This window comes from Halorussus caseinilyticus, assembly GCF_029338395.1.
Classification (GTDB): Archaea; Halobacteriota; Halobacteria; order Halobacteriales; family Haladaptataceae; genus Halorussus; species Halorussus caseinilyticus.
Genome location: NZ_CP119811.1, coordinates 65,399 through 76,493, shown reverse-complemented (window position 1 = coordinate 76,493; position 11,095 = coordinate 65,399). Strand labels below are relative to the sequence as shown.

Annotated in this window: 12 protein-coding genes and 1 pseudogene; 3 read left to right on the top strand and 10 right to left on the bottom strand. The window is 65.3% G+C overall.

The genetic code is table 11. The annotated features are described in order from the left end of the window. Positions 1-66 precede the first annotated feature (66 nt). The 5 genes and pseudogenes from P2T60_RS19935 to P2T60_RS19915 form a co-directional block, all read right to left on the bottom strand. Positions 67-1,527 carry an amidohydrolase family protein gene (locus P2T60_RS19935; protein WP_276282718.1) on the bottom strand — a complete coding sequence of 487 codons (1,461 nt, stop codon included), beginning with the start codon at positions 1,525-1,527 and terminating at the stop codon, positions 67-69. A gap of 275 nt (positions 1,528-1,802) precedes the next feature. After that, positions 1,803-2,930, bottom strand: a complete 1,128-nt coding sequence (locus P2T60_RS19930; RefSeq protein WP_276282717.1) for a guanosine monophosphate reductase — start codon at positions 2,928-2,930, stop codon at positions 1,803-1,805. Positions 2,931-2,987: 57 nt separating this feature from the next. Continuing rightward, positions 2,988-3,278, bottom strand: a pseudogene (locus P2T60_RS19925) (FAD-dependent oxidoreductase); the annotation flags it as partial. A gap of 125 nt (positions 3,279-3,403) precedes the next feature. Then, positions 3,404-3,583, bottom strand: coding sequence for a hypothetical protein (locus P2T60_RS19920; protein WP_276282716.1), 180 nt, complete (start codon positions 3,581-3,583; stop codon positions 3,404-3,406). Then, complete coding sequence (locus P2T60_RS19915; protein WP_276282715.1) at positions 3,543-4,403, bottom strand: alpha/beta hydrolase; 861 nt, start codon at positions 4,401-4,403, stop codon at positions 3,543-3,545. Before P2T60_RS19915 ends, P2T60_RS19920 begins: the two co-directional genes overlap by 41 nt. A 119-nt stretch (positions 4,404-4,522) precedes the next feature. On the opposite strand from P2T60_RS19915, the gene P2T60_RS19910 reads away from it, so the two are divergent. Continuing rightward, positions 4,523-5,551 (top strand): LLM class flavin-dependent oxidoreductase, encoded by a 1,029-nt coding sequence (locus P2T60_RS19910; RefSeq protein WP_276282714.1) that lies wholly within the window; start codon positions 4,523-4,525, stop codon positions 5,549-5,551. Between the two features lie 24 nt (positions 5,552-5,575). Here the strand turns inward: P2T60_RS19910 and P2T60_RS19905 are convergent, their stop codons facing one another. Continuing rightward, complete coding sequence (locus tag P2T60_RS19905) at positions 5,576-6,154, bottom strand: PH domain-containing protein (RefSeq protein ID WP_276282713.1); 579 nt, start codon at positions 6,152-6,154, stop codon at positions 5,576-5,578. Between the two features lie 433 nt (positions 6,155-6,587). Between P2T60_RS19905 and P2T60_RS19900 the strand changes: the two genes are divergently transcribed. Further along, positions 6,588-7,172 (top strand): HdeD family acid-resistance protein, encoded by a 585-nt coding sequence (locus tag P2T60_RS19900; RefSeq protein WP_276282712.1) that lies wholly within the window; start codon positions 6,588-6,590, stop codon positions 7,170-7,172. A gap of 1 nt (position 7,173) precedes the next feature. Here P2T60_RS19900 and P2T60_RS19895 read toward each other — a convergent pair whose 3' ends face one another. The 3 genes from P2T60_RS19895 to P2T60_RS19885 all read right to left on the bottom strand — a co-directional run bounded on the left by P2T60_RS19895 (position 7,174) and on the right by P2T60_RS19885 (position 9,173). After that, positions 7,174-7,842 (bottom strand): DUF2238 domain-containing protein, encoded by a 669-nt coding sequence (locus P2T60_RS19895; protein ID WP_276282711.1) that lies wholly within the window; start codon positions 7,840-7,842, stop codon positions 7,174-7,176. Continuing rightward, complete coding sequence (locus tag P2T60_RS19890; RefSeq protein WP_276282710.1) at positions 7,839-8,444, bottom strand: hypothetical protein; 606 nt, start codon at positions 8,442-8,444, stop codon at positions 7,839-7,841. Before P2T60_RS19890 ends, P2T60_RS19895 begins: the two co-directional genes overlap by 4 nt. Before the next feature lie 231 nt (positions 8,445-8,675). Then, positions 8,676-9,173: a DUF1269 domain-containing protein gene (locus P2T60_RS19885; RefSeq protein WP_276282709.1), complete on the bottom strand. Its 498-nt coding sequence runs from the start codon at positions 9,171-9,173 to the stop codon at positions 8,676-8,678. A 291-nt stretch (positions 9,174-9,464) separates the two neighbouring features. Here P2T60_RS19885 and P2T60_RS19880 point away from each other — a divergent pair, with 291 nt between their 5' ends. Next, positions 9,465-9,629, top strand: coding sequence for a hypothetical protein (locus tag P2T60_RS19880; protein ID WP_276282708.1), 165 nt, complete (start codon positions 9,465-9,467; stop codon positions 9,627-9,629). Positions 9,630-10,058: 429 nt separating this feature from the next. On the opposite strand, the gene P2T60_RS19875 is transcribed toward P2T60_RS19880, so the two are convergent. Then, positions 10,059-11,069 carry an aldo/keto reductase gene (locus tag P2T60_RS19875; protein ID WP_276282707.1) on the bottom strand — a complete coding sequence of 337 codons (1,011 nt, stop codon included), beginning with the start codon at positions 11,067-11,069 and terminating at the stop codon, positions 10,059-10,061. Between the last annotated feature and the right edge of the window lie 26 nt (positions 11,070-11,095).

Sequence of the window (11,095 nt, the reverse complement as noted above, 5' to 3'; positions counted from 1 at the left end):
CTTTCATCGAGCGAGTCTCGGCGACCGACTACCGAAGCAAAAGAGGGTACCGGTGTCGTCGCGCCGTTACAGCGGCAAGTGGTCTTTGATACTCTGGTAGGCTAGCCGACCCACGAGGTGCGCCGGTCCTCGTTTGGGCAGGTCCCGGACGTTCGAGATGGTTCCCGGTCGCTTGCTCCCGGTCAGCGTTATCTCCCAGTCGGTCTCGTCGGTGTAGCGTTCGAGCGCCTCGTCCACCTCGCGGAAGACCGCCTCCTCGTCCATCGTCTCGATGTCGTTGTCGTGCATGAGGAGGTTTCCGTCCACGATGACCGTCTCTACGTCCCGGCCCGTCACCGCGTTACTGACGAGCGAGTAGATGTTGGTGAGCGGTTTGAAGTTCGGGTCGTCGATGTCCACAACCGTCAGGTCGGCTTTCTTCCCCGGTTCGAGCGACCCGGTCTGGTCGTCGAGCGAGAGGGCCCGCGCACCCTCGGCGGTCAGCATCCGGACGAGTTCTAGCGACGTAATCTGGTTGGCGGTCCACTCGTGGTTCGCCATCAGTCTGGTCTGGCGGGCCTCCCCGAACATGTCGTTGTTGTCGTGGTAGTAGTGGTCGTCCAGTCCGAGACCCACCGTCGCGTCGAAGTCCCGAAGCGACGGGAGCGGCATCCACTCGCACGTCTCGTCGGGCGACCAGTAGGCGAAGACCGACGGGCAGTGAGCGACGTTCGCGTCCGCCTCGGCGATTCGCCGGGCGTCCTCCTCGTCGGCGGCCCGGAAGTGAGCGGCCAGCAACCGGTCGTTCAGGAGACCAACGTCGTCCAACAGACCGATGGAGTCTTCTCCCTTGTTGGCCCGCGCGTTGAGGTCCGACACGCTGTCTTCGAGCAGGTGGGTGTGGACCACGACATCGTACTCCTCGGCGGTGTCGGCCACCGACTCCCACATCCCCCGCGTCAGCGTCATGTCGTCGTGGGGACAGAGCGTGGCGTGAATCCGTCCGTCGTACGTCTCGTGGTGGTCGTCGATGAACTTCTCGGCCCTGCGTAACTGACTCTCGACGGGTTCGTCCCAGAACAGGTCCGAGATGAGCGGCCCGGTCAGCGCCCGAAGGCCGGACTCGCCCAGTATCGGAACGCCGAGTTCGGACCGGATGTCCATCGTACACACCGACGTAATCCCGTTCCGGATGAAGTTCAACGCCGCCAACCGCACTCCGGCCTCCGCGAGGTAATCGAGTTCCCCCTTCGCCAGTTGCTGGCAGATGACGGTCATGTCCACCAGTAATTCGCCGTAGCTCAGGTCACTGTAGGCACCGCGCAGTGCGCTCGATTCGAGATGCGCGTGGGCGTTGACCAACCCCGGCATGACGAGTTTGTCGGACCCGTCGATGACTACTTCGGCGTCGGCAGTACGGTCGTCGGGAATCGTGGGCCGCACCTCGGTAATCCGGTCGTCTTCGACGACGACCGTTCCGGACTCGTAGACGTTGTCGTGGTCGTCTACGGTCACGACGAGGGCGTCGTGAACGAGTACGTCCGTCATTCGACGCTCCCGTCGGTCGCGTCGGTCGGTGTCCGTACGTGGTCTCGACTCCGGTCGTATCCAGCCATCTAAATCCCGCCAAAAGATTTGGCTCAACTCGGCTTTAGACTTTCCCATACGATGCGGGTACGAAACGCGCACGCCCCGTCCGGACGCGTCACGACCTCGCTCGAAGAAACATAGAACTGTCTTTCAGACGCATTTTTATTTTCTTTAGCAATCTATATATTGCTACTGTCGAGTGAGGGGACGGGCGAGCGGGGGTGTCGTCGCGGTCAGTCGTCGCTCTCGGCGGCGGCACCGCCGATTTCGTCCGTTCCGACGTGCGACTCGTCGGCGTCTTTCGCCTCGCTGTCCACGCTGACACCCTCCCAGTCGTGGTCGGTGTGGTAGCCCTCGCGTTCTTTCGCACTCGGGGCGACGCGGATGAACTCGGCCCTCTCGCGCGCCGCGGGAATCGTGTGTCCGCCGCAGTAGGAGAGTCCGGACTGGATGCCAGCGCAGAACTCCTCTACGACGCCCGCGACCGGTCCCTTGTACGGCGTCAGCGCCTCGACGCCCTCGTCGGCGCGGACGTTGTTCTCCTTGTCGTCGCGCTCGTCGGCCGCGGCGGTGGTCGCCATCCCGCGCGAGCGCTTGTACCGCGTCCCGCCGACTTCGACCATCTCGCCGGGCGCTTCGTCGGTGCCCGAGAAGAGACTGCCGAGCATCACCGTGTCGGCCCCGGCCATCAGCGCCTTCACCGCGTCGCCGGAGGTGCGGATGCCGCCGTCCGCACAGATTGTGATGCCGTGTTTCTCGGCGGCGTCCGCGCAGTCGTCCACGGCGGTCAGTTGCGGGACGCCAGCCCCGGCGACCTTCCGCGTGGTGCAGTGGGAACCGGGACCGATTCCGACCTTGACGCAATCGGCACCCGCGGCCGCGAGGTCCGCCACGCCCTCGGGCGTCGCCACGTTACCGGCGACCAGTCCTACGTCGGGGAACTCGTCGGCGAGGGTCTCGGCGGCGTCCAGCGTCCGTTCCATGTGACCGTGTGCCACATCGACGACGAGCGCGTCCACGCCCGCCTCGACCAACAGCGCACTGCGCTCGACGTAATCCTCGTTGATACCCACCGCCGCGCCGACGCGCTCGCCGTCGGCTTTGACTCGTGTGACCTCTTCGGCTTGCGCTTCGGGCGACAGGAACCGGTGGACGACGCCGATGCCACCTGCCCGAGAGAGTTCGGCCGCGAGTTCGGCCTCGGTAACGGTGTCCATGGCGGCCGAGACCAGCGGCGTCTCTAGCTCGATGCCCGGCGTGAGGTTCGCCGAGAGTTCGACGTTACTTCGGCTATCGACCGGCGACCGCTTCGGGACGAGGAGTACGTCGCCATAGCTCAGTCCGGTGCGTAAATCGTTCATAACCCCTCCGAATTCTACACTCTCGGATAATAAGGCTCACGACTTGTCTCGGGGGCGAACCGTCTCCGAGACTTCCCACTCTTCGGTCGAGAACTCGTCGGGGTCTTCGACGCCGACGCCGGTGGTTCCGAGGACGGCCTCCGGGTCGTGGGGAACCACGATGTCGCCGTCGTCGGGTGCGCGACAGCGGTTCAAGACCGGGCCGAGGCGGTCGTACTCCACGGAAATCATCACGCCGCGCGTGGGTCGCATCTCGACGCTCACGTCCGCCATCGCCGCGACTCGCTCGGCCCACGCTCCGGCGGCGTTGACGACGCACTCCGGTTCGATTCGCCCGCCGACGGTCCCGCGCGATTCCGGCACGGGTCGCACCGCCACCGACGACGAGGACGGCCGTCTCCATACCGTTAGTTCGGTCAGACGGGTACGTTCTTGACGGCGGCGAGACTCCCCAATCGTGACGGCGAGACCCCTCAGTCGTGGCGGTGGGGCCAGTCCTCGATGGGAGTGAACTCGCTTTCTCTGCACGCCCCACAGCCATCGGGCGCTTCGTAGTGATGGCCCGAATCGGTGTGTTCGACCACGGTGCCAGCGTGGACCGTCTGACACGCGTTACAGACGTACAGCCTCGGATGCTCCGGTTGATGAGCCATGTTCTCGTCCCACGCGCTCTATCCGCATAACTCTGGTTCCGAGGTCGGCCGACGATGCGGTCCCCGTTCCGGGAGTCGGGCCAGTCGTCGCCGACTGGTTCGCAAGCCACGGCACGAGGCGGTCGGCGAGTCGGCGGTGGGCCTCGTCGTACGAGAGCGGTGCGGGCGAGTCCCCGCGCTGGCCTCGATACGACCCGAACTGCGTGTGGTTCACGCCCCGAATCTCGCGGAAGTCGGCGGTCGGCGGGAGGCGGGTCCGACCCGCTCGATAGTTGCCACGGTCCAGAACGGTGTCGGCGCTTCCGGTGACGCTGAGAACCGCCAGCGACCGGTCGCTCACGTTCGCGTCGCAGTAGGACGCGAACAGGACGAGACCCCGAACGTCGTGGCCGTCGGCGTATCGGCAGGCCGCCACTCCGCCCAGCGAGTGGCCGCCGACGAACCACGTCCGGATACCGGGGTTGCGAGTCCGGCTTTCCGCGGCGGCGTCCGCGTCGAGGAGCGCGACGTTGAGCGGCATCTTCGGGACGAACACCGTGACGTTCGCCCGCGTCACGACCGGCGCGAGCGACCGGTAGTAGGCGTCCGGGGAGACGCGCGCCCCCGGATAGAAGACGAGTCCGACCGTCGAAGTCGCGTTCGTCGGCGAGAGGACGTGTACGCCGTCGGTGGTCGCCACCGACACCCGCGGGTCGTCCTTGACCGACTGGACCGACGACGGGGTTCCGTGGTGGGGAACGGCGAAGTAGACGGTGACGCCGCCGAGCGCGACGACCAGAACCACGACCCCGAGGACAGCGCCCCGTTTCCACCAGCGCATACCCTAACGTGACGGGCGCGTCTGAAAGCGTTGTCCGTTCTCCCACGGGCCGTCTACGGCGTCCGACCGAAAACGGCTGGTAGCCCAACCGTTATCCTTCCCAGACCCCGAACGTGGACATGGACCTCTCCGTCGTAGACCTCTCCCCGGTACCCGACGATGGCACCGCGACCGACGCCTACGCGAACACCGTCGAAGCCGCGAGACGGGCCGAGCGACTCGGCTACTCGCGCTTCTGGGTGGCCGAACACCACGGGATGGCCGACCGACTCGCCGGGACGACCCCCGAAGTCCTGCTCGGGCATCTCGCCGCCGAAACCGACTCGATTCGACTCGGCTCCGGCGCGGTGTTGCTCAACCACTACAGTCCGTTCAAGGTCGCCGAGCAGTTCGGCGCGCTGGACGCGCTGGCACCCGGACGCATCGACGCGGGTCTCGGCCGCGCGAACGGGTCGCCAGCCGCCGACCGCGCCCTCGAAACCTCCCGGCGCGTCGAGAATCCCGACGAGGACCACGCCGAGAAAATCGAGGCGGTCGTCAACCACCTCTACGACGACTACCCCGACGAACACCCCTACGCCGACCTCGAACTCCCGCGTTCGGCCGAAGACCCGCCCGTGCCGTGGGTCCTCGGGTCGAGTCCGTCGAGCGCGGCCATCGCGGGCGAACTCGGACTCCGGTACTGTTTCGCGGCGTTCATCCGCCCGCAGTTCGCCGAACGCGCGTTCGAGGAGTACCGCGACCACTTCCGACCCTCGCGGTTGGCCGGGAGCGCCGAGGAACCGGAGGGGATGGTCGCCGTGAACGCGGTCAGCGCGGACACCGACGGGCGAGCGGCGCGACTCCGGGCGGTGGCCGAAGCGTCGTTCGAGCGCCTGAAGCGCGGCGAAGCCGGAACTACGCCGTCGGTCGAGGAAGCAATCGACGAACTCGGCGGCGTCCCCGAACCGACACCGGCGACGCTCGACGCCGACGAGTGGCCGCGGGCGGTGTCCGGAAGCCCCGAAACGCTCGCCGACGTGTTGGACCAACTCGCGGACCGCGTGGGGGTGGACGAGGTGATGATTCAACACGTCGTCGCCGACCACGACGACGCGCTTCGGTCCCACAAACTACTGGCCGAGGGCGTCGGACTGACGCCTCGCTGAGGCGACACGGATACGGGTCGTGACTCAGCGTTCGCCTTCGGTCGTGGTATCGGTTGCGTCGGACGAGCGACCGAACTCCGACCGGTTCACCAGCAGGCCGCTCACGCGTTGGGGGTCCGGGACGCTCAGGAGGACGAGCGATTCGGTTCCGGTCCCCGCGGTGGAAATCTCGACGTTTCCACACGAGACGACTCGCTGGCCGAACGATTGGCTCACGGCGACGTTCTGAATCCGGTCCAACCGAATCGTTTCGAGAGTCCGTCTGGTCACGCCCGTCTTCTTGTAGAGTTTCTCGGTCGTGAGGACGTATCGAACGGTGCGGTACCGGAGGTACGCCCACGCGCCGACGGGGACGCTTGCGAGCAAGACCAAGCGCGTTATCAGTCGAAACCGCGACGGGAGGACGGCGAAACTCACGAGTCCCGCGACGACGACGGCCGCCCAGATAGCGAGCCACTTCTTGACGATGTACGGACTCGGCTGACCGACCCAGACGACGCGCTCTCCGGAGGCGAGCGTCGCCCAGTCGGGTAGACTCGTCTCCTCCATCTGTTCGGTCCGTGCGGTCGATTCGCCCGGCGTGCTTTTCGGCGTCGGACTCACTGGCAGTCACCCCTCTCGCGCGTTCGAATACATTACGAGACTCGTTCCGTACCGGTCCGACGCCTCCGGAGTAGTTAACTGCCCTCCTCAGTTTAATCCGCGGCGACACGTCGCGTTTGGATGACAAGCTCTGTCAGCGACAGTTGACGGCGGGTAACCGCAGTCGGGACTCCGGCGGGAAGACCGGCCGGGCGCGTCGTCCCGTTCGTCGTCGTCCCAGTCGGCGTGTCAGTGGGTCCGGCGTCGAGGGACGCCGCGGCGCTCGGACCCGACGCCCGACAGTCCCCGGTCTCTCGGAACTGTGACACGCCGCCGTTTTCATCCCCAATTACTCGACGTTACGCCCCGGTGGACGCCGCACGGAGCGTCACGACCTTCTGAACGATTTGACCGCTTTTTGGCTTCGGGCGTCGAACTCGCAGAACGAATAACCATGAGTGAAACCACGACCTTCGAGACGGAATCGACACCAATCCGCGGAAGCATCGTCGCGGGAGCGATTATCTCGGCGCTCGGCGTCGTCGCCGTCTTCTCGCCGCTGCTCACCGGACTCTCGCTCGCGGTCATCCTCGGCGCGCTTCTGGTGGTGGGTGCCATCGTCCACGTCGCCCACGCGTTCTCGGCCGGGAGTTTCTGGGGGGCCGTCTGGCAAGTCGTCCTCGGCGTCCTCTACGGGTTCGCCGGAATCACGTTCATGGCGAACCCGGTCGTCGGGCTAGCGACGTTGACGCTCCTCGTCATCGCGTTCTTCCTCGTGGATGGCGTGGTCGAAATCGTCTGGGCGATTGCGGGCCGGGACAACGACGGGTGGGTGTGGCTTCTGGCAAGCGGCGTCCTGTCGCTGGCCGTTGCGGTCCTGCTCTTCGCCGGATTCCCGTCGACTGCGGCGTGGGCCGTCGGTCTCCTGTTCGGCGTGAACCTGCTCGTCACCGGCATCACGCTGGTCATGGTCGGCATGAAGAGCAGACGCGCCGCCCGCGGCGGCACGCCCACCGGCGAGCGAGGGCAGGGGGCGTGAGTCACCGGTTCGCGGACTCCGACTGGAAGCGAGCGAGCAGTTCGTCGGAGATGCCCGAGAGGTGGGCCGTCCCGAAGACGGCGACCAACAGACCGCCCATCGTGTTGTAGAAGAGGTCGAGAACCGTGTCTTCGAGACCGTACTGGGTGAGGACCTTCGGGATGCCGACCAACTCGGCGGTCACGGCGATGTAGAACTCGACGAGTTCCCAGAACACGCCGAACGCCATCACGAACACGAGCAGGTACGCGAAGGTGAACTTCGGTCCCATGTTGATGTACTCGGTGTGTTCCTGCAACGCCCGCGTCACCGCGTAGGCGGACCCGACGACCAGCGACGACGACAGGGCGTGGGTCATGTGGTCCCACCACCACAGCGCTTTGTACGGCGTCAGAAAGCCGATACCGGGGAGCGGAACCGTCCCGAGTGCGTGGAGGAACATCGCTATCGTTATCCAGAGGACGAGCGCCACGTCCATCGTGATGTGGTACCGCCGTTCGAGGACCGCCGGGAGGAACGTGACGAGGAGTCCGACCGCGGCGTTGACCGCGATGCCGGGGTTGCCGATGTACAACCCGACGGCGAAGATGGCGACCATCACGGCTTGGAGGACTCTGACGAGACTCGCCTGCACGCGGTCGGAGACGTGCAGTCGGTTCCGGATGCTCACGGGACCGTCACTCCCTCGCCGCCGACTTGGTCTACGTTCGCCCTGAGACGCCGCCGGAAGTACACTCGGAAGAGACCGCCAGCGACGAACCCCGCGAGGGTCGCGGCGGTGAAGATAATCATCAGGTCGTCGTTGGTCTCCACGAACGCGGTGCCGAGATACCGGGCCGACGCCGCCGACCCCACCGCCCAGAACCCCGCCGTCGCCATCGTTGCGAGGACGACGAAAAACACCGCGAAGTTCGGCGTCATCCGGACCGAACTCGTCAACTGGAGCGCGACCACGACGAGCATTCCGAGCGCGGCGATGCTGAGACCGGTCACGAAGTCGGCGAAGAAACTGAGTCCGACGGCCCCGGCCGCGAGGGGTATCGAACACACCAACAGAAGCGGCCACGGCACCGTGCGGGTCCACGACCGACTGACCAACGCTGGCGCGATTGCGACGAACGCGGCGACGGCCGCCAGCGCCATCCGGACCAGCAACACGTCGAGGAAGGCGGTTATCGCCACGGCGACGAGGACGCCGACGAGTAGCCACGCGATTGCCGCGTTGATTCGAGTGTCCTTGATAAACCATTCTTCGGGTAGTTGTTGACTCATGTTGGCGTTCCCCCCGAGAGGCCGGTCACGGGCCGGTCGCCGACCGGCGACCGGCCACGAATCGGACCGACGGCCCTCTCGGTATCCGATAGGTCGGGACTCCGAAAAACGATTACTACCGTCCAACTGTCGAGCAACCGAGAGAGTCCCGGAAACGCGACGTTTCCGGGTCCGAGCGGGTGCGGTCCGCCGCCGGGTCGGAGACACCCCGCGAAAACGGAACCGCGGAGTTCAGGCTTCGATTTCCTCGGCGGCGAAGGCGTCCCGAAGGTTCCGTTCCTCGTCGCCCGAGAGGTTGGTCCGAACGACTTCCGGGTCGAACTGCTTCATCTCTTCGATAACCCGGTCGGCGACGACATCCTCGACCAACAGGAACAGCGCGGAGTCGCCGGGTTCGATGGTGTCGCCGACTTCCCTGATGAAGTTGTCGTCGATGCCGTAGTCGGCGTACTTGCCGGAAATCGCGCCGGTAATCGTGCCAATTGCTAACCCGAGCCACGGCATCCAGAACAGCAGTCCGACGAGCATCCCCCAGAACGCGCCGCCGAGCGCACCTGCGCCGACGAGACTCTGGGCCTGCTTGACATCGACGCCGCCGTCCTCGTTTCGGACGACGACGGCGGCGTCTTTCAGTGTGACCAGTTGCTCTTTCTGTAACTCGATTAGCCTGTCTCGGGCCTCGAACGCGCTATCTTTGCCGTCGAACGAAAGGACGACGAGTTCGCTCACTGTGTTTGTCCCCCGACGGGCCTTCGCCACCGGTCGGTTTATACGGTGGCAAGCGTTCAGGTCGAAAACGACGGCCATCTCCGCGGTATCGCCGATTACCGACCGTTGGCTGTTCACGACGGAAGCGGGTCGCTCCCGGGGGAGAGTCGCCGCGAAACCCGGTCTACCGGACCGTAAGCCGCGATTTCGCCCGCCGGGTCGTGGGATAACCGACGCCCGTCGCGCCGAGTCAACTCGCTACGCTTAAATCCGTGGAACGTACTGCGTTACTTGCTAACGCAAACCGAGAAGATGAGACGCCAAACTCCCCCACCCGCCGTCCGAACCCGTATCTCCTGTGACCGAACCGACGGATTCAACGTCGAGGACGGACTGCACCACTACGACTGGTGTCCGTTCTGCGGCAATCGGGCCGACGCCGAGGACCACAAGTTCGTCGTCACCGTCTCCGAGTAACGCTTTTTTAGCTACCTCGCGTCGGGCGTGAGGCGACAGTCCTGAGGTGACATCCGGCGATTTCCCCCCGTAGAGGGCCACGAGAACGCTCTCGCGCTTGCCCTCGGGTATCGAAATCCGAACGAGACGCAGGGACCGTGGATGACCCACTCGGTCGGAAGTAGTGACAGCGTGTCGCTACGACGGGGGTAGCCCGGACGGAGTAATCCCGACTACGGGGGCGGGAGGGGTGGACACCGTTCGACTGTCGGACGAAACGAGAGCGTTTCGGTCGGGTCTGAGAAACCTATACGTTTTCTTTAGCAATCTATTTATTTGTCACTAAATCCGTTTTCTTTCTAAGAGAACGAAAAAGAGTGCTTCGAGCGACTCGCCGCTCGAAGTCGTATTAGCAGTCGAGCAAAAGCGGTCGTTTCCCGCCGAGACGCCTCAGAGTCCGGGGTAGGGGCCGCTCTTGGCCTCGGTGAGACGGGCGGCCTGCTCGTCAGAGAGGTCGATTTCGGCCGCCGCGAGGTTCTCTTCGAGTTGGTCCACGGTGCGAGCGCCGACGATGGGCGCGGTCACGCCGTCGCGGTGCATCAGCCACGCGAGCGCGGTCTGGGCGGGCGTGGCGTCAACTTCGTCGGCCACCGCGTCGAGTTCGTCGTGGAGGTCGAAGTTCTCCTCGGTCAGGTACGAATCCACGAAGCGACTCGACTCGGCGGCGCGGGACTCGCCGGTGAGTCCGTCCTCGCGCGAGTACTTCCCGGTGAGGAAGCCCTGTCCGAGCGGACTCCACGGACAGACCGCGAGGTTCTCGGCGCGGGCCATCTCCAGATAGTCCCCCTCGATTTCGCGGTCCACGAGGTTGTACCGGGGTTGGAGGACGGTAAACGGCTCCCAGCCCTCGGCGCGGGCGATTTCGTTGGCCTTGGCCACCTTCCACGCGTTCGGTCGGAGCGTCGAGGCCCCGAGGTAGTGGACCTTGCCCTCCTCGACGAGGGCGTTGAGCGTCTTCATCATCTCGCGGGTGGGCGTCTGGTCGTCCCAGCGGTGGATGTAGAGTACGTCCACGTAGTCGGTGCCGAGTCGGTCGAGAATCTTCTCGGCGCGGTGTCGGAGGTTCTTGCGGTTGGTGCCCCGACTGTTCGGGTCGCCGTCACGAATCTGCCAGTAAATCTTCGAGGCGATGGTGAACCGTTCTCGGTCCCGGTCGGCCAACCAGTCGCCAATCCACTCTTCGGACTCGCCGCCGCCGTACACGTCGGCGGTGTCGATGTACCGCCCGCCAGCGGACTCGTAGGCGTCGAGCAACTCGTGGGCGCGTTCCTCGCCGATTTCGACGTTCCCTTCTTCGGTCTCCTTCCCGAATCGCCACGTCCCGAACTGGAGTTCGCTCGTCTGTACGCCGGTCCCACCGAGTCGGACGAAATCGAGGTCGAGTGCGTCCAAATTCGTCATAGACGCCTATCGCTACGGGTGACGGT